Raw genomic sequence first — 19,093 nt, 5'->3', positions numbered from 1 at the left:
TTCAAAAGATTTACAAGAAAGAGCGCTAAGGATTACAAACGAGAAATTTGCATTGTGCAATCGCCTATTTAAGCAAACGATTGAAAGCAATTAATTGTATTCAAATATATGGAAAGACAGATCGAAATATTTATCGATACATACGCCAAAGAGATTGAAAGCGAGAATGCGGCTATTTTTGCAGGGGCTGGGCTTTCTGTTGGCGCGGGATTTGTAAACTGGCAAGAATTGATGAAACCCGTTGCACATGAGCTAGGTCTCGATGTCGCTCTGGAACATGATCTAATATCAATTGCTCAGTATCATTTTAACGAAAAGCAAAGCCGTCATGAGCTGAATAAGATCTTAATTGAACAGTTTGCTAGAGGGCATAAAGCAACGGAAAATCATACTATTTTGGGACGGCTACCTATCCGAACATACTGGACAACCAATTATGACAGGGTGATTGAAGATACTCTCAAAACATTAGGAAGAATTCCAGATACGAAATACACGCTCGATCAACTTAAACTTACGAAACCTAAAAGAGATGCGGTTGTTTACAAACTACATGGTGACATTGAACACCCGGACGACGCGGTACTCACCAAAGATGACTACGAACATTTCAACTCAACGAGAGGCCCGTTTGTTACTGCCTTAAGCGGCGATCTTGTTTCTAAAACTTTTCTCTTTATTGGATTTGGCTTCACAGACCCCAATCTTGACTATATTTTGAGTCGGGTACGAATCAGTCTTCACAGCAAGCCGCGTACACACTATTGCATTTTTAAAAAATGCGAGAGACCTGCTTATACAAGCGAGGAGAGTTTTAGATATGCTGAACTCAAGCAACATCTGGCGATAAATGATCTAAAGCGGTTCGGCATCCAGACATTATTGGTTGAAGATTATGGTCATATCACTTTGATATTACGCAAGATAGAAAAGCGCTTTCGCTGCAATGCTGTGTTCATTTCTGGTAGCGCATACGATTATGGACATTTTAATCAATCAGAATCTGAACATTTTGTTTATAACCTTAGTCGACGGCTGATCGCTAAAGGATATAAAATCGTCTCAGGATTTGGCTTCGGTATAGGAGGCCATGTAATTTCAGGCGCTTTACAGCAGATTTATGAGGAGCATGGCGAGAAGCTTCATGACCAACTCATGCTGCGTCCCTTTCCACAGGGCGTCGGAACTCAAAAACAATGGGAAATTTACCGTCAAGACATGATTTCTTATGCCGGTATTGCGCTATTTATTTTCGGCAACAAGAGTGAAAATGGCAAGACGGTAGATGCAATTGGGGTTAGGCAGGAATTTGAAATTGCAAAGAACAAGGGATTAATACTGTTACCAATCGGCGCTACAGGATTTATTTCTGCGGAGTTGTGGAACGAGGTTTTTTCCGATTTTATGGCTTTTTACCCCGGTGCAAGTGACGATTTCAAGCGAGCGTTTAAAAGCTTAAATGACACTTCAAAAAACCTCGATTCTCATCTCGGGACAATTTTAATGTTATTAGAAATGTTGAAAAAAATATAAAAAGGCTCACAGTTATCTCTTTGTTAATAAGCTCAGTTATTTCAAATGCGAATATTATTTGGAGGCAATTTCATCTTAAGTGCATAAGCTAGACACATTTGTGTACTTTTATTTCCCTGTATATACATTTGTCTTTGGCGTTTTAAACTCGGCCATCCAGCGATAAAGCTTATTATTAACCACCACACGCTTGTCTGCAAACTTTTCTCGCGAGCGCGCTATTAAAGCCTTTTTTTTAAAAGATGCGGGTCTCACCGGAAAAAGCATTCTTGCCCGGAATGTTTCTTTGCTGATTCCGTCTTCGAGTAATTTCACCGCCGCTTCATATCTGTTAAAATCCGCCAAAACACCCGCTGAAAATGCGTTACTGAATTCCTTTTCCAGCACCCCCGCATCCCCTGATCCAACCCGAAACGCGATAAGCGTTCCGACATTACCAAACACCGCCTGCCGGACGGGAAGCGAAAGCTGATCAATATATTGGTGGGAGAGCGTCAGGCAGAGGTGGTATTTCCGGGCCTCGGCAAGAATTGACGCAAAAGCATCGGTTGAGAAATTTTGAAATTCGTCAATGAACAGGTAAAAGTCACGGCGTTCGTTTTCCGGTCGTTTCGACCGGGCCATTGCTGCGAGTTGAAATTGGGTCGTCAGGAGTGATCCCAAAAGATTCGCCTTGTCCTCACCTAGCTGGCCTTTCGAGAGATTTGCGATGAAAAGGCGAGCGTGGTCCATGATGAAGGGGATGCTCACTTTTCTCTTCACTTGGCCCAAGATATTTCGGATGACCGGATTCAAAAGAAACTGTCCCAATTTATTTTGAATTGGGGCTATGGCTTCGCGTTGAAAGCGCGGGTCGTATCCAGCATATTCTTCTGCCCAAAAGGCTTTGATGAACGGGTCTTGAATTTGCCGGATTACCCAGGCGCGGTAATTATCATCCGTCAGCATCCGATTGACTCCGAGAAGCGTCACGTTCTGACATTCAAGCAGCGCCGCGACCGCGTTATACAAAATATATTCAAGCCGCGGCCCCCACGAGTCTCGCCAGATGCTTTTAAATGCACTGACGATTCCCGATGCGACAAGGTGCCGGTCATCCGGCGCCACATGTGCAAGCAAGTTGAGGCCGATGGGAAATTCCAAATCTCCCGGGTTGAAATAACACAAATGATCCGCGCGCGCTGAAGGAATATGTTCGACGAGTTCTTCGGCCAAGTCTCCGTGCGGGTCAATGAGTCCCACTCCATGCCCTTTGGCAATGTGTTGCAAAATCATGTTCTTTAAAAGAGTCGTTTTGCCAGAGCCCGTTTTCCCGATGATGTAGATGTGCTGTCGCTGGTCCACCAGGGAAATGCCAAAAAGCTGAGGTTCGCCCCAGCCGTGACGTTCTCCGATAATGATGTGTGGTTCGTCGTTCATGATGCCAAAACCAGCCGCCACTCCTGCCAATCCAAAAGTCCCGCCTTGTATCAGGACATTCCAGTTTGGCTTGCCTGACAGGCGTCCCTCCCAAGCAAACGCCAGCAAACGCGTTTGGGGCGAGCCGTCGAGGTAATGGCGGCTGGTTTTGAAATCCGATGTTTGGTTATCCCCTGCCCGTCTTTTGACCAAACGCGAGGAATTTGATATGATGGCCGCATGGAGCCCTTAACCTACACAATCAAGCTCGAAGCCTTGGATCGCGGCGGTTTTTCCGTCACGGTGCCGGCGTTGCCTGGCTGCGTGACATGGGGCGAAACTTTCGATCACGCCGTGGCTATGGCACGAGAAGCCATTGAACTCTGGCTTGAGGAAATTATCGAACTCGGCGAACCGATCCCGGAAGAGCGCGGAGAAGCGCGCCCCATAACGCTCGGTGTTCATGTGAGCAGGCCGAATCTGGCTTGACCCGGCTCCCCGCGGTGCGGCCATCCGAAGTACTCTCAGCGCTCAAACGGGGGGGGGTTTGAAGAAAAGCGACGGAAGGGAAGCCATGTCATTCTTTACCACCCTCGGCAAAACCGGACGACCATTGTCGCCGTGCATGGCAAGGATATGCCGGCGCCAACGCTCAAGGAAATTCTCAAGCAGGCGGGGTTGACGGAAGCGGAGTTTCGGGAGCTTTTGTAATTGAATCAGTATCCGGTATATTTGGGTTCAGTTCTCGCGCCTTTTGACGCGCAAAGATATCAAGGGAGTCAACGGCCTCCTCGACCTTCTGCAATTTCTCAAAAATCTTCTGCCCAAGCTCAAGTCCTAAAACGGCATACATCTCCATTCGCGGCAGGGAAGTCCCCTTGCTCGGCTTGCATCTGGCCTTCCTGCGTGCAGCGCCATTATTTTTTGTGGTATTTTTTATTTTTTTCATACCCATCAAGCATATCGCAAAGGGAAATGGTTCAAAGGCGGGCAAATTTGCCAGCCTCGGCAAGGCAGCCATGTGCCGCCTCGGTCGCGCCTTTGGCGCGGCTGTTTTTTTGCCGCACTGCGGCATTCTTTCCCTGGGCCGTCGTGCAATCGCCAAAAAGGAGTCGTCAAAGATTTCTGACGCGCTTGACGCGAACAGATCGCGATAGCGAGATCGGTAGCGGGGCGATAGCACCTTATTATAAAACCAGTCCCCCCAACGTGTCGGGGCTAAAGGACAATCGGACTGTGCGCCCGACTATAAATGTTTGGTAAAGGACAACGGCTAGATGTCCGATACCCGATAGCCCCTGGGAAACATTTATAGTCGGGCGGTAGCCGACGACACGTTGGGGGAGGTAGTGGTCCCGCGGTTAAGCCGTGGCAGTATGGTCGTGACGGTAAACGCGCCTATATACCATGTATGGCGCGATATTGGGGATAAAAAAGTGTTTCGGCAAAGTTTTAGGCGTTAGCAAAGACCACTATTTCTTCACAATCCGGCTACGCTTTTGAGGTGAGCGCTTAATTTCCGCTTTCGTTTCGAGGGAAACACTTTGAACCTTACTTTTCAGAGCCGCAACGACCTTTTTAGCGAATCTCGCCTCGAATTTTTTGCTCCGCTTCGGAACCGTTGTCGTTTTCAAAAGTTTTTCCAGTTGATTGTCGGTAAGCGTCACATGAGGCTTTCAATTACCCACATCTCCTTTTGCCAGCAGGAAGCCGAATTGAATGTCCGTTAGCCTGCAAAGCCCGCGCCCCATGACCGTGTTACCCGGTGGAGCATCGTTGGCCCGCGCCAAGTAACCTCCCAGCCGTGCGATTCCGATCAGATAGGTCGAGAGGCCCTCTGGCTTTTCAGGAATTCCGAATAGCTTGTCCAAAATCGTTTGCTCTTGCGCCGTGATAGCGGCACTTGCGGTAATCTCCGGCCTCGTTCTCTGTACCATCGTCATCCAAAATACTCGCCAACTCAGAATGCAGCACACCGCAATCAGCCGGGTCAACCGCTCGGACGCTCGAAGTTTGGCTTGTTCGGCGCGACAACCCGTTTTGAGAATCTTGTGAAACGTCTCAATCTTCCAGCGCAGCGCATACCACCTGATTTTCTCCAAAGCGTCCTCCAGCGTATGGACCGGCAGGTTCGTCAACAGTTTCCATTCAATCCGCTCTCGCCGGCGCGGCTTGGACGTTTCCCGGGCGTGAATGACCGTCAGTTCCAATTCCGGATAGGCAGCCTGCTTCCCAATGGGCGGGAGCACCCGAAGCAGCTCGTATTTTATTTCCAAGATGGCCTTGTCCTTTTTGCCATCCGCATCTTGGACTTCAATTTCGTGGTTTCCCTTTGCCTCTACGCGTCTCATCACCCGGTTGATCGTCGTGCCTCCATCCTGGGCCAGGCGATCCACACACGTGCGCACCAGAAACTTTGCGCCCACTTCCTGCGCGAGGCAGAACAACTCAAATATGTCACCCTCCCGGTCTGCGACATGAATGCAACCAGCCGGATGCTGGAGTAAACCAGTGGCCTGGCGAATATTTTCCAGCCATTTGAAGCTTTCTTTTTCTTCAATCGGAATGCGGGTTGGATTGACTGTGCGCTTGAGCGCTGTGGTTCCCTTGAAGTGCTTTCGAGTCCAGAACTTCACCGCCGCCAATCCCAGGGGAAGACCGTCGGTGGTGACCACCAAGCTGGAGTGCATGAGCAAACCGCACACCGTGCGTTTGCGCGGAAGATTCGTAATCAAGCCGATCGAGGGGCCGTTGGATTGGAAGGTAAACTCCGTCGTGTCGTGCAGCACCAGCAGCGGCTCTTCAATGGCAGCGGCGCGAGCCTGGGTGGATGCAAAGTGCCCGCTGAGAATTTCCTCATCGTTAATGCGTGGGTTGGAAAAGAACCGGTACGCTGCTTTGGTGTTCGCCCAATCCTGACAGGCCAATGGGATTGATTGTCCGAGCCCATTGGACATCAAGCCCAGCAACGTACGCAATCGCTTTCCCAGTCGCACGTCCTGAAAGTAGGCTCCGTCCAGTTCCTGATCAACCCATGCCTTGTCCTTCCAGCCCAGAGGATTGATTTTGTGATGCGTGGATGTTTTAGGTCGCATCCACATTGTTTCACAAATCCGCCCTAAAAGTACAAGTGCCAAGTACTTATAAATATTCAGTCGGCAAAATCACTCTCGCGGACCCTCAACTCAAAAATACCGACGGAAATGTGGGTAATTGAAAGCTCCGCAGGACGCTTACAAAGCTACGCGTGACGCTTACGCTTAATGGCACGTAAGGGGTGGCCCGTCGGCACACTGGCGTTGAGATTAATGACCGTCAGTAAGTCTGGTTGAGCTTGAGGTTTTCCGCGCATGCTTCTCTACGCGCTACCAACGGCCTTGTTCAATTACTTTAGGCGTTTTTCAACAGCCTCCTAATGATTTTTTTTCTTTTCGAAAACAACTACCCTATCACTATCTGGATTATCAAGAGTCATCGAAAATATCATTGAACCTTTCCACTTGCGAATATCCATTTGGTTTTCACATTTTTGAAAAGTAATGTCTAATACCCACGCCGCATATTTCCGTTCCAACTCCCAATAACCGGCACCCGAAATAATTTGCAGTTGAGAATTGTACTCACCGACATCAAAAGGAAAATTCGTCGCCTCCGCCTTTCCATTTGGACTTAATGTTATAGTCATATTGGTGGTTCCGCTTACTCTCCAGGTGCCTATTAGCATCTTTTGTGAAGGCGGACTATCGTCTTTCCAAAAAGGAGCATTCTTCGGGGAGCACCCAACCAACAGAGAAATAAAACAAATTAAAATTGCATGCCCTGCAATGGAAATATATTCTTTCATGTCACCAAGATATATCCTTCGTCCAAGTCCATGTAAACGATACATTTTGCCCAGGGAGACCGGGACCCAACGGCTGATCGGGAAGCGGAATTATACTAACTGGTGTATATGGAATTCGGCCAGCACTACCAAGCCTAGCCTGATCGCTCCCAAAAAAAGCAATTTTAGCAGTGCGTTTGCAGCAGTCATGTTTAACCGCACTCCACCTCAATCTATAACTTCCAAATAAAAAAGCTGGATCTGTTCCCGCTTCCCCAAATGTTAGCCATGAGATGGCATCATTAATGATCTGATTTCCAGTATCCCATAGTTGAAGTTCATTTAAATCGAAATCAGCTCTGCCAGAAAGAGAAGCCTGAGCATTCGCTTTTCCCTTACAGTATTGACTCAATTTATATTGAATTTGTTGAATAACACTGGAAATATATGAACTGTTGGCTATCGTTTGCGTCCAAGGGTCATCTGGACCAAATGCGAAAGAGCCTCCACCCCCAACTAGCATAGCAATCAGTACCTGCAGTTGTTCCTGATCCAATGGAGTCATTTGAGAATAGTTCTGCCAAAACAAGGGGTCTTGCCAAAAATCTAAGCCCAAACGGTCAATAAGATTAGCCGCGTTATTTTGCGCGAAAGAATACAAGTTAGCTCCACCGCGTTCTTGAATGACATCCCGGCTAATCCATCTTCCACTATTTACATTGTAGTAGCGGTATCCGTAATAGATTAAATCACTCTCATCATCTTGGTATTTTGTGGAGAACCGGAACGGATTGGCTTTAGCTGTAGATCCAGTCGCGCGCATGAGTTCGCCAAATGGGCCATATTCATAATTCGCGCTTGGATTTCCATTTGCCGCATTGACGAGCGATGATACATTGCCATTCCCATCATAAGATACAAATGCAGTCTGAATTGAAGGCTGACTGAGGAACAGCAAACCTCCCACTCCTCCCGCACCTTGCGTCGAGCCCGAAAGATCCGTTCCCCAAGTAAACGATTCATTTACAGTGGACGATGTTGTCAGGTTAGCCAACAGGTTCCATCCGTCATATACAAAATCCAATGTTGTGTTCACTCCACCAACAACTACTGATTTGCTAATTCTGCGTCCCTTGAAATCATACGTGAAAATCAATCCCATCCGAGCTCCCACCGGCACATCGGCATTGTTCGTCATGGAAATGAGCCGGTTTTCTCCGTCCCACACGTATTGCCAACGTCCGTCATTGGTCAAATTCCCGTCCGCATCGTAGTTGAAGCTCTCCGGCGTCCGTGGCACATATACGTTCCCTAAAATGTTTGTTTGTATTGTGTAATTGGTTCCTTCGCTCAAAACGGCGAGGTTTGTCAGTGTCTGCCATACTGGGCCGCTACTATTTGTGATGGAAACCTGGGCGCGGAAATAATTGCTATTACGATAGGTCGGCTGATCATTCACTGTTACGGTGGCTGTGTTGGTCGCTGAACCGATGACATCCACGGCTCCGGACACGGTTCGACTCGTGTATTGATTCAGATTATTGGCTGTATAACTGGCATAGCGCAGGTTCGCTCCCCATTGATCACCGCCTGCTGAAGTGGCAATGCGATTTCCGATATCGTCGAAACCATATCCAAACTGCTGCCCCGCCACCACGCCGCCGTTCGCCCAATTCTTGATGCCCGATGTCACCTGACCTAAGGCATCGTATTGATAAACCCAATACGTCCCGTCGGCATTGGTCATGCTCGTGCGCAGGTTTGCGCTGTTATAGTTGTAATCGTGTTCGTCAATCACAGATGAGGCGTTGGAACTGAGAATTGAAATTAACCGGTTCAAATTGTCGTATTGCTTGAAAGTCGTCATCCGCGTCGCACCGCTTTGCGCGAATACAATATTGGCCACCAATGGGGAATTGGCAAGGTAGGAATACGTCGCCGATTCCGTGCTGTCAGACACCGTCGCAAGACGAGAAGCCCCATCATAGGTATAAGCCGCCGATGTCAAGACACCCGACTTTTTGCTGACCACATTCGTCCGACGCAACAGAAAATCATAGCCGTTTGTCACCGAAAGGCCGTCCAAAGGCCCTCCGCTGTACGCTTCAGCCAAAACCTCTGCGTGATCATTGTAGGTCACTGCAGTAATGATGTTTCCTCCGACCACAATCTGGCTCTGCCTTCCGCGCCGGTCATAAGCGTAAATAACGCCGGGAGTGCTGTCGCTATAGGAAACACCAGTCAGCCCACCGGCATGGTCATAGGCGTAAGTGGTCGTGATCCCGCGCGCCCAAGTGCGCGTATATAGTCGCCCGGCTGACGTGTACGCGTAGCTGGGGCCAGAGGCACCGCCATCATAAGTCTTGCTCGAAACAAACCCCCGATACTGGTCATACGCCCAGGTCGTCACCCGTGCGCCTAGATTTGAAGCAAAGCTGGTCCAATTCGTCATTTTAGTAATATGTCCCTGAGCATCGTAGCCATATCCAACGGGGTACGTTCGCGAACCCCGTGTCTGTGCAAGGTCACCGGTTGGGTAATAGACATTTGTTATTGCCGTGCCATCGGACAAAAGCGAGCCAACACCCCGGCCGAGCTTATCAAAATAATACGTCGCCGTCTCTGCAGGTGAGGGTGTAACGACGCTGCTCACTTGGTCACCACTATTATACAAGTACGTCGTAGCCCCATTGCGGACATCAGTCACTTGGTATTGGCGACCATGAGCATCATAGGAATAGGAAACGCTACTGAGTTGAATATTCCCCGAATCTTTGCGAAGGGATAAGATCAACCGTCCGTATTGATACGTATTGATCGCATACGATCCATCAGGGGCCAGATTGGTTGTATAACGATAGCCGCCACTGCTATAAATTGTAATATTGGTTGTCACAACAGCGATTCCCCCATTCCACATAGTGTCGAATCTCTTGAGTCCGTCCAAAGTTGATTCGGAGGATGAGACCAAATTTGACACATTCAGAGATGTACTCCAAAGGAAGGTTTGCGTTCGCCTCACATTGGCCCCATAATCCGAACCGAAGTCGTTGGTGGTAAAGGCGATTCGGTCACTGCCCGTGAAATCAATCGTGTAATTTTGATTCGTATCTAAGACAGTAAATACTCGTTGCCCCTTTGCATTGTAGGCGTAAAGCATGGAAACGCCATCGGGATCAATCGTATTGGTAAGTTGTCCAAACGCATTATAAGACGAATATGTAGCAGGACTGCCTGAAGAACTCGCATAAAGCGTCTCGACTGCCCTATCGATCATATCCGTATAAGCTTTTTCCCATTCGTTACTGCCGCCACTAGAATCTAATTTATAAGTAATAGTATACTGATCTCCGCTGTCGGATCCATAAACGTAAGTCACAGGTCGTGCAGCGCTGCCAAGTATCTGTTTCAAAGCACCATCGAGATAGTAACAATTTGAGCTGTTGCCTCCGTCTGGAAAGGCGGTCGAACGAATCAACCCACCTGTTGAAACATTAGTTGAACGCACAAAACTGGTCACGCCGCCAAGGGCATTCGTTTGGAACAAAACCTCCCCAGCAGTGTCATAAGCATTTTGACTGGTAATAATTGGAGATCCATCTGTTCCGATGCGAATGGATTGAAGTATGCGTCCGGCGGCGTCTAAAACATTCGTATATGTGATTGCATCAGTTCCCAATTCTTTTATGTAGCCCGTTTGCCGCCTCGCCTGATCATACAAATATTGGGTCACAACCCCATCGCGGTCAACGGTGTAGTCCAGGCCACAGCAGGCATAATAAGTATATTCGGTTGTGCCGTCCAAATGTGTGACTTGCTGAGGTCGTCCATATCCGTCAAAATTCCCATAGGTATCCTGAAAGAAAATCATTCCGCTCTTAACGTCCGCCGAAACCTCCGCAACCTTATAGCCAAACTGATTTAGCACTACATAATTTGTCGTCCCGTCAACAACATGTGTAAAACCTGAATCAGGCTGGCCGGTAACAGTGATATTTGTTCGATATGTCCCGAACGAATTTGTTCGGTAATCGTATGCGCTTATCGTTTTATCGGGATTGACGACAGATTCGACAGCAAATTGGTTCCCTCCACTTGAATAGTAGGTATTTGTGGTGTACAAATTGCCGGCTGCGTTCCACGCGGCACCTACGGCCACACACTGAACATCAATACGCTTGCTGACGCTAGGGAATACGCTATAACTGCGGGAAATTTCGTGACCTTGAACAAAAACGATGGTGCGGCGGGGAACAGTCGGGCTAACGGAGCCATCGTCTCCCGATGCGGACACACCTGCATCCGTTGGACTGTATGTATAGACTGTTTGGCGCGCCGATCCACCGGAATTATTCGTCGCGTAGCTAAGGGTAATGTCGCCAAACGAAGAGTAAATATTAGTAGGATTTCCGGCTGCATCATAATTTGCGTACCACTGCCATGACCCATCTGGATTCACAACCGTCCGCAGTGGCTGGCGAGTAACCGGTGTATACGGAGCCGGATCATAATATGTATAAAGAGTGCTTTCGGGAGCATTTGTGGCTCCCAAGTCGCTTTCGATCGGAGCAAATCCCCAACTAAATGTTTGATACGTATCGATTGTCTGTAGGGCAACAGGACCGCCGCTATATTGGGTTGTGGCTACGGTCCGGTAAATGGTCGAACTTAAATTTGTGGTTGTGGTGATTTTTTTGATGCCCGCTAAATCTTGCACAGTCCATGCACTGGTATTCGTGTCATAGGTATACGTCCATTGCTTAGTTAAGCTTCCGGACATGCTTTCAGATATTTGAACCTGATTAAGGCTTGAAGAATCTGTGTTGGTCACCATCCAAACTGAAAACGCCGCACCTGAAAATTGATAAATGCCTCCCGTTTGACCAGTCACTTGAGAGGAATAATAAAAGTTTATGACATATCCGTTTGTTGATGTAGAGACAGGGATGTCAGCAACGATCTGAGGCGCATATACCTGACGGAATGTGCCATCGGTATTTGTTACTATGGTTATAAGATTGCGTGACGGAGCATCCAATTGAAGAAATGCGGAAGAAAAAAAGTTTCCCGTAGGGATGGAACCAGTGAAGCCCAAGGTGCCTGCGGACTGTCCAAATGCCAGCTTTCCAAGAGATACATTTAGAGATGGTCCAGAGTCATCGGCGGTGGAGCTTGCACTTGAACCACACGTGGAACAGCCTTGGGCGTGCATTTGTATGGCGGCCACCATCAGCACAGCGATAAATAAATAGATTGTTTTCATGTTGTCTCTCTCGCAAATTTAATCGTCCTGTTATTGGCCGCCATTTCCGTCCGCCTGTTCGTCGGCCATTATGCTTTCTTCGGTAACGGTTCCTGGTTGAGAAGGAACAGGAGCGTTCTTAATATCACCTAAAGCGGCGTTTTTCGGGTCGCCGGTCCCCTCCACTGATCCTTTTATGGTCGGCGAGGAAAGAATTTTGTTATTAGTATCGCGAGTCACTTCTTTCCACTTAAAATGGTAGGTATGGTTCGGAAGCGAATTTGAAACACTTAACCTGTACTCCAATTTGCTTCCTCCTCCATGAGTATGGGTCGAATCCAATGAATAACTGGCTGTCCCGGCGCTCGAGCTATTACCCCAGGTGCTGTCATATGCTGGCAAAACAATCTTGCCGTCAATATATCCGGCCAGATCCTTGTCGGTGTATTCAGAACTTAATGTAATAGTGGTGGTATCAGTGTCATTTGTCGAACCATTGCTATAAGTCTGACTGGTTATCTGTGATGTCATGGTTGTCGTAACCGTAAGTGTGGAACCGGCTTCTGCTCCAAAAAAAGCGCCCCAATCCTTTGAATACAGATTCGTAGACACATCCCCGTTTTGATCGGTGTCAGATATTGCCCAGGTAACCAGGCCGCTCCAACTTACAGGACTGCCCGTAATTGTGCCATGAAAGACAAAACATCCTTGATCGTACTCGTTGTATGTTCCCGTAGGGGTTCCTATCGTTTCCACACAATCTGGGGGTGCCTGACTTAAATTGACGGTGGAATCTTCCGTCGCAGTGGTTTCATAGCCATTTGAGTCTTCTGGATGATTTTCGGATGCATTGACCTGAATTTTCTCTTTTAAATAAAAGTGGTTAATACCGTTGCCATCGGGATTCACTAATACATAGCCACATTTGTCCAAGTTTGTTTCGGCGGTTTTACTTTCAAAAGTAGCATCACATTGTGCATTTACATTCCAAGCAGAGATTGGCAATAGCAGCAACGTAATGAAACAGAGCAGAGAATAGATAAAGCTTTTTGCTTTCATGAAGTTATTATGAAAAATATTGTTGGCTATTTATCAGTTTGACTAAATTTTCGCGGCTCAGCTTGTTCGGATAGTGCTATTGGCTCGTGCAAATCCATGACAATGACATTGGCCACCGGATCTTGCGGTGCTTCTGGCAATTGGATAACCACTCGGGTTTCTTCGTTGACGCTTAGTAATTGCTTTTTATCATCAGCCATTAGCCAAGCATCGGCCTTTTTATTTTTTATAGGCACGATTAGGTTATGATCTATCGGCCAGTCGAACACGATCAAATAGAGCTTGTTTCCTCTTTGCGTGCAACGCCCCCAGGCCAGATCTCTTTTAAAAGGACTTGAAGTCGTCCCATAGATCGCTTCACCATTTACCTGCAACCATTGACCTATAGCTTTTAGACGAATTCCCTCTGGCATCGGAATATTGCCGTTGGCATCAGGTCCGACATTGAGCAGGTAATTTCCTCCGCGGCTTACAATACTTATCAAATTGCGTTCCAGTTCTTTGGCCGATTTAAAATTCGTGTCATAAGATTCATATCCCCAAGTGCCGTTTATCGTCATGCAAGTCTCGAAATCTTCCGATTCATTTATTTTGTAGCCTGGCAAACGCTGTTCGGGAGTTTTGAAGTCTCCCTTAAAATGTCCTCCGACTCTGTCGTTAATAATGAGATTGGTGTGCGCTTGAAATAGCGGCTCGAATAGGGCGGCTCGCTCTCGCGTCATTCCGACCGGAGTATCCATCCAGAGTATAGCAATCGGGCCGTAGTCTGATAGAAGCTCTTCAACTTGTGGAACTGAAACATTTTTTAGATAATCATCGAAGTCCCCAGATTGCTTTGAATCCCATACGTTTGTTACGCCGCCCTTCTGGATGATTGCGCCACCCGGATGATGCCAGTCTTGGGCTTGAGAATAATCGACGCCAAATTTAATTCCGAATTTTTCGCAGGCCGCTGAAAGCTCCTTTACTGGGTCCCGGTGAAACGGTGTTGCATCGTAAATATTAAAACCATCCACCTTCGAGTGAAACATCGCAAATCCGTCGTGATGCTTCGCTGTGAAAACGATGTATTTCATTCCTGCATCTTTGGCCAGCTTCACCCATGCGTCGGCATCAAAGTTCGTCGGGTTGAATTGGCTTGCATATTGGGCATAAGTATCCACTGGAATTTTCGCGACGTTCATGATCCATTCCCCAGCTGGCACTTTTCTTCCGTCGTATGTTCCAGCCGGAACCGAATAGAGACCCCAATGGATGAACATTCCAAATTTTGCTTCGCGCCACCATTCCATGCGGTGCTCATGCGATGCCAATCGTTTGTCTGTCGCGTTAGTTTCCTTTACAGTTTCGCCTTTGCAAAGGCTAAAGCAGAAGCAAACCAACAGAATAAATCGGATTTTACTCATTTTTTTGATACTGGAATCACGGGATGAACAGGATTTATCAATTACTTCAACGGCGTATACACTTGCAAATTGACAAGTCCACTGGTGTCGCTATTCGTTGTGCAAATATTGGGATTATGCCCCTGAATATACTTGATGTAATCACTAACCCCATCCCCGCAGGTCGAACTGGATTGCCAGTTGCCAAGGTCCGAAGCGAAGTCGTAGGTTCCATTCCCGTTTGTATCCTCCAAATAATCCGGGAGACCATCCCCATCGGAGTCGTCCGGCTGACCGCTGCTGTTGAGCGCCACGTAGTGGTAGCCAATATCAACGACTGAATTCGTCTCCTTCACTTCATTGGTCTGCGTCGTGTAATGATACAGACCGATGACGTCTGCGGTCGTGTTTCCCGCGTTGACCAGCGGACTATTCGTCGCCTGGTAGTAACTTCCAAGCGGGCCGGTCAGCCACGGGAGATTTGCAATGACGTCTCCGGTTTCGGAGGATCCGTCGTTAATTGCACCGTTCAGGTAGGCATTGTGCGAGTACAATCCATCCATAAATGCTTCCACACCGTCAAAGGCATTGTCATAATTCGTGTTGTTTGCGCCGGCTCCTGCTCCGTTATGAAAAAAATAGGTTTCATATGCACTGGCGCTTGTCGTCACCGAATTCGTTCCTCCCGTGAACAGATTATTGTAGGTGGTAATTGTGGCGGGCGTCGCGATCCAAAAGACCGGCGACCGTTGTACCAAATTATTCTTCAGATATGCCGTCATGAAATAGGCATAATTGACAAGCGAGAAACTTCCTCCAGCTGCATAAATCTCACAATCCCGCAGATACAGGTTGCTCAAGACATTCCCGGAATCGGAGGCGCTAAGAATGGTCACTCCCGCATTCTGCATGGATACGGTGCTGAACTGCATGGACATGGTCGGAGCCCGGTTGGTGCTGGTCACGTTCAAATAGAAAGGCCGGGCATTCGTTACGGTTGTTGGGAAATAAAGATTTGTCCCTTGCTCCTGAACCAAACTGATGTGAGCGATATAATTTCTTTGGAGCGGTGATCCTTGAGACACGAGTTGACTGCCATCGCGCAGGGTGATTCCCAAGCTGTAAAATCCCAAAGCCACACCGTTGGTGAGCAAGAGAGTTGAATTCGTGACGGTGCAGGCGGTCAGGAAGTCAAGCGGAGCATAATGGTAACCAATGTCGAGAATCGTATTCGTATCCCGTCCTGCCTGCGGAGACAGGACAGTATCGGTCACGAGCGTGTTGGTGATGAAAACCGGAGGAAAGGTCGTCCTGGCCTGAATGTCCGTCAAAACATTGGTATTGATATTGGTTGTGCCAATACCCCGAAGCATGCTGTTTGTGTTAAGATAATAATTTCCTGCGCCGACGGACTGAAAAAGGGACGGCGATGGCGGCGTGGAACTGTAATAAGTCTCGTTAGTGGTCGGGGTGATCGCAATGGATGTTCCGTAAGAGTAATAAGGATTGAGATGCGGGGACAAAATGATGGAATTCGTCAACGCGACCGAAGTCGTGGAGAGATTAGGGGTGGTGTAATATTCGATAAAATATTGAGAGCCCAGATCTGCCGTCAGGTGTTCAGCCGACATTTTGAGGGAGGTGCTGTAAACAGTGATGGCTCCAGGAGCGCAGCCGCAGAAATTGGCCGAATTGTTAATGCTGTCATTCATCGTGATCAGCACATTATGGAGTCCAAGAGTGGTCGTGCCGGAATTGACGGTGATGGGATGGTTGCAATACACAAACTGGCAGTCGGAGATTTCCACGTCTCCAGCGGCCGCAGAAAGCCCATTCCAGGCATATGAGAAGCGAACATTGGTAATGGACCCGCCGCTCGGGCAGTATAAATACGTCGAAACCGAAATTGTCGGAACACCGGTAGAGCTTAAAGCCACTCCCACAGAATTGTCGTTGGTGGCGGTAAATATTGCGGGACGATAGGGAGCGGTTTTGCAAACGATATTGCCATTCATCACGGTCGTGCCTTCGGCATTGCCATCACACTTGATAACCGTTCCGCCTTCGAGCGTCGTCGTGCCGTAAAGATTGACGCTGCCGCTGAGGTAATAGGTCGTATCGGATTGAAAGGTGAAATTGGTGAAATTGTTGTTGATCAAATTATAATCCATCACAAGGCTCGGATGCTTAGCTACACTGTTTTTGGCGATCAACAGGCTTTGTGCCTTTGCCTGTTTGGGATCGGCCTTTACCGGACTGCGAAAGAATGATTGCGCAGGCTCAGCGCTTGGTGTGCCATTGTTTAAGGGCGAGGACGGCGGCAAGGCGTTCAGTTGGGCGACGATGGAATCAAAGGGAATCTCCTCAACTAGAAATCTGCGCGTGCCCTGGCGCACCCAGTGTTTCGCTACCGGAACGAGCAAAAGGCCATTGATGCCGTTGCCGTTAATATTGGTGGAACCGCCGGTTGAAAAAGCGTTTCCCTGATCCATCTGCATTGAGCCGAAATTCAAGGTTTCGCTCGCAATGGCCCGCCTTTCAGCCCGCAGGCTGTTTTGTAGAGACACATTGACGACGTTGGATGAAACCTCCGGATCGGTGGTGTTGTAAAACTCCGTCCAGACTTGGAGCATCGTCGTATCCGGATTCAGCCCAAAGCTTGCCGGTGCGGGTGGCTGCTGGTGCATGATGATGTCTTGTTCAAACCCCATTCGCTTGTGGGTATAGAGCACATCCGCCTGAAAATCGGTTTGGGAATCCACCAGGGCATTGGTGTAAAGCACCTGATTGCCGGTCGGCAATATTTGACCGAGCGAATCCTGCAACTGGCCAATGATGGCGTTTTGGCCGCTGCCTGAATCAAACAGACTCAAGCCAAGCACCGTTCCGGTCAAATGCCGGCCATGAGGCATGACCAGATCAATGCTACCCGGAGTATTGATATTGGCCGAAAAATAAACCTGATGTTGGGAGTTTGTAGCCGCGCCGCCGTTGGGAGTGAGTTGAATATCCTCGGAAGATGCCACCCACTGGCCCGCAACCAAATGATTGAGTCCGGTAGCAAGTTCCATGAAGGAGTTTGTATGGTAGAAGACGCTTCCATCGGGATTGGTCAAGGCAGCTACGCTTTTCCAAATGCGATGGTTGGGCCCGCTTTCGGTAACGACATATCCGGAGACTTCACTAGCTCTAGGAGAATTTGCCGTGAATGATTGGCCGAAGGTTTTAGAACAAACAAACAAAGAGATGACGGCGGCAAAAAAGGAAACACAAAGCGGATGCGGTCGAACCTTCGGTTTAGAGGGCTTCAGTTCACGATAAAACAAATATGCTTTGCGATCCAAATCAATGTACATAAGGAATCTTTCGCTTTAATGTCGGTTCATAGAGCTTTCAAAAAAAGATTCCTGATGCCCTTAAACCTCCCAAATGAATCTTCCGCTGTTCTATAAAACATTTCCTATCGTGACAAGATATTTTTTAAGAATTCTAAAAGATATAATTCAAACTTAACAGAATTCCACGGGACTCAAAGATAAGTAGTTTTTCTGTTTGTATGCTTTAAGTGACAAAAAGGAACATGGTCAACCAGCTTAAATGTTGCCTATTATTATTTCGATGCAGTGCGTAACCGTTCCTCAAGTTTGTCGCGAAACTCATCCGCCTTTTTGTCCACTCCAAGCGGCACATACTCAGATCCGCGCGTGACGTTGACTTCCAGTTGGCCTTCGCTTTTGACCCGAACCTGGGCAGTGATGCCAAGCATAGGCTGTCCGAACGCGCCGAATTCCACAATTCCATTCGCCTTGTCAATCTTTGTGGCGGGCGGAAAATCGAGACTTCGTGCAACTTCGATGGCCATTTCAATAACATCTCCCTGCTTGATAGCGGGGGAATAGGCGATGTCGGCGGATTTGGTAGGGAAATGCACGCAGCCAACTAAGAGAAGGATCAGAGCGCCAAAGGCGAGTGAGTATATGGTTTTCATTATGTTTTTTTGGTTCAGGCTATTGACGGGGCATTTTCTCGGCTATTTTGGAAGCAAGGATGTCGGCATTCATCGTCATTGCCTCTTTCATCTTCTTCTTCCGGAGGTCCTGGGCTGCGAGAATGATGGTCACAATCCACATGATGATGGATACGGGCAGAAGAATTCCCGTCATGGCGAAGCCAAGCGCAAAAACGAACATAACACTTGTAATCAAAAACATGACGATTCTCTTGTTGAGCAGGTAGTAGATGGGCGGAATGAAAACTGCGAATATCATGGAGACTCCTTTAGGTTGGTGGTTGAACTGAAAAGGGAATGCTCGAAAGACCCCTTTCGCGCACTGAACCGGCGTGAATTTTCCCTTATCTGCATCCCTTAAATATGTACCCCCCCCCCCCCAACCACTTAACAAGCCTTAAATTATGTTGTGTAATAAAGGCTTAGAGAAATCAGAAAAAAATTTCGCGGCGATTTTTTACAAAAGCTGCCGGCCACAAGCTCGGCTTGCCGTCATTGGCAAATTCCGATGCCTTTGGATGGCATGTTCCAGAGTTTATTCTGTAGGAACATGAAGAAAATCAAATCAAAGACGAGGAATGGCACGTTTTACCAGTGCAAGGTGAATAAACTAATCGTCAAGCCGCTTGCTCGGAAAATAAAGA

Annotated in this window: 12 protein-coding genes and 1 pseudogene; 4 read left to right on the top strand and 9 right to left on the bottom strand. The window is 47.9% G+C overall.

What is annotated here, in order from left to right; genetic code table 11:
• Positions 1-108 precede the first annotated feature (108 nt).
• Complete coding sequence (locus VH413_11505; protein HEX3799318.1) at positions 109-1,533, top strand: SIR2 family protein; 1,425 nt, start codon at positions 109-111, stop codon at positions 1,531-1,533.
• A gap of 108 nt (positions 1,534-1,641) precedes the next feature.
• Here VH413_11505 and VH413_11500 read toward each other — a convergent pair whose 3' ends face one another.
• The gene (locus VH413_11500; protein ID HEX3799317.1) at positions 1,642-3,144 is read right to left on the bottom strand and encodes a type IV secretion system DNA-binding domain-containing protein; all 1,503 of its coding nucleotides are present in this window, start codon (positions 3,142-3,144) and stop codon (positions 1,642-1,644) included.
• Positions 3,145-3,171: 27 nt separating this feature from the next.
• Between VH413_11500 and VH413_11495 the strand changes: the two genes are divergently transcribed.
• From VH413_11495 to VH413_11485, 3 genes and pseudogenes are all read left to right on the top strand, one after another.
• Positions 3,172-3,420, top strand: coding sequence for a type II toxin-antitoxin system HicB family antitoxin (locus VH413_11495; GenBank protein ID HEX3799316.1), 249 nt, complete (start codon positions 3,172-3,174; stop codon positions 3,418-3,420).
• A gap of 66 nt (positions 3,421-3,486) precedes the next feature.
• Positions 3,487-3,642: pseudogene (locus VH413_11490) on the top strand (type II toxin-antitoxin system HicA family toxin).
• 167 nt (positions 3,643-3,809) lie between these two features.
• Positions 3,810-4,088 carry a hypothetical protein gene (locus VH413_11485; protein HEX3799315.1) on the top strand — a complete coding sequence of 93 codons (279 nt, stop codon included), beginning with the start codon at positions 3,810-3,812 and terminating at the stop codon, positions 4,086-4,088.
• Between the two features lie 519 nt (positions 4,089-4,607).
• Here the strand turns inward: VH413_11485 and VH413_11480 are convergent.
• The 8 genes from VH413_11480 to VH413_11445 all read right to left on the bottom strand — a co-directional run bounded on the left by VH413_11480 (position 4,608) and on the right by VH413_11445 (position 18,843).
• Positions 4,608-6,068, bottom strand: coding sequence for an IS4 family transposase (locus VH413_11480; protein ID HEX3799314.1), 1,461 nt, complete (start codon positions 6,066-6,068; stop codon positions 4,608-4,610).
• 275 nt (positions 6,069-6,343) lie between these two features.
• On the bottom strand, positions 6,344-6,775 hold the full coding sequence (locus VH413_11475) for a hypothetical protein (protein HEX3799313.1): 432 nt from the start codon (positions 6,773-6,775) through the stop codon (positions 6,344-6,346).
• A gap of 1 nt (position 6,776) precedes the next feature.
• Positions 6,777-12,017 carry an RHS repeat-associated core domain-containing protein gene (locus VH413_11470; protein HEX3799312.1) on the bottom strand — a complete coding sequence of 1,747 codons (5,241 nt, stop codon included), beginning with the start codon at positions 12,015-12,017 and terminating at the stop codon, positions 6,777-6,779.
• A gap of 30 nt (positions 12,018-12,047) precedes the next feature.
• A complete protein-coding gene (locus tag VH413_11465; protein ID HEX3799311.1) occupies positions 12,048-13,055 on the bottom strand; it encodes a hypothetical protein in 1,008 nt (335 codons plus the stop codon).
• Positions 13,056-13,081: 26 nt separating this feature from the next.
• The gene (locus VH413_11460) at positions 13,082-14,461 is read right to left on the bottom strand and encodes an alpha-L-fucosidase (protein HEX3799310.1); all 1,380 of its coding nucleotides are present in this window, start codon (positions 14,459-14,461) and stop codon (positions 13,082-13,084) included.
• Positions 14,462-14,502: 41 nt separating this feature from the next.
• On the bottom strand, positions 14,503-17,511 hold the full coding sequence (locus tag VH413_11455) for a hypothetical protein (protein HEX3799309.1): 3,009 nt from the start codon (positions 17,509-17,511) through the stop codon (positions 14,503-14,505).
• Positions 17,512-18,050: 539 nt separating this feature from the next.
• Entirely contained in the window at positions 18,051-18,428 is a 378-nt protein-coding gene (locus VH413_11450; GenBank protein HEX3799308.1) for a hypothetical protein, read from the bottom strand.
• Positions 18,429-18,447: 19 nt separating this feature from the next.
• The gene (locus VH413_11445) at positions 18,448-18,843 is read right to left on the bottom strand and encodes a hypothetical protein (GenBank protein ID HEX3799307.1); all 396 of its coding nucleotides are present in this window, start codon (positions 18,841-18,843) and stop codon (positions 18,448-18,450) included.
• Between the last annotated feature and the right edge of the window lie 250 nt (positions 18,844-19,093).

This window comes from Verrucomicrobiia bacterium, assembly GCA_036268055.1.
Taxonomy (GTDB): domain Bacteria; phylum Verrucomicrobiota; class Verrucomicrobiia; order Limisphaerales; family Pedosphaeraceae; genus DATAUW01.
The sequence above is the reverse complement of the archived record's forward strand: the minus strand, read 5'-3'. Positions and strand labels throughout refer to the sequence as shown.

Coding starts and splice junctions, on each gene's coding strand:
- VH413_11505 (HEX3799318.1), top strand. CDS start 109: ATGGAAAGACAGATCGAAATATTTATCGATACATACGCCAAAGAGATT.
- VH413_11495 (HEX3799316.1), top strand. CDS start 3,172: ATGGAGCCCTTAACCTACACAATCAAGCTCGAAGCCTTGGATCGCGGC.
- VH413_11475 (HEX3799313.1), bottom strand. CDS start 6,775: ATGAAAGAATATATTTCCATTGCAGGGCATGCAATTTTAATTTGTTTT.
- VH413_11470 (HEX3799312.1), bottom strand. CDS start 12,017: ATGAAAACAATCTATTTATTTATCGCTGTGCTGATGGTGGCCGCCATA.
- VH413_11465 (HEX3799311.1), bottom strand. CDS start 13,055: ATGAAAGCAAAAAGCTTTATCTATTCTCTGCTCTGTTTCATTACGTTG.
- VH413_11460 (HEX3799310.1), bottom strand. CDS start 14,461: ATGAGTAAAATCCGATTTATTCTGTTGGTTTGCTTCTGCTTTAGCCTT.
- VH413_11455 (HEX3799309.1), bottom strand. CDS start 17,511: ATGGAACTTGCTACCGGACTCAATCATTTGGTTGCGGGCCAGTGGGTG.
- VH413_11450 (HEX3799308.1), bottom strand. CDS start 18,428: ATGAAAACCATATACTCACTCGCCTTTGGCGCTCTGATCCTTCTCTTA.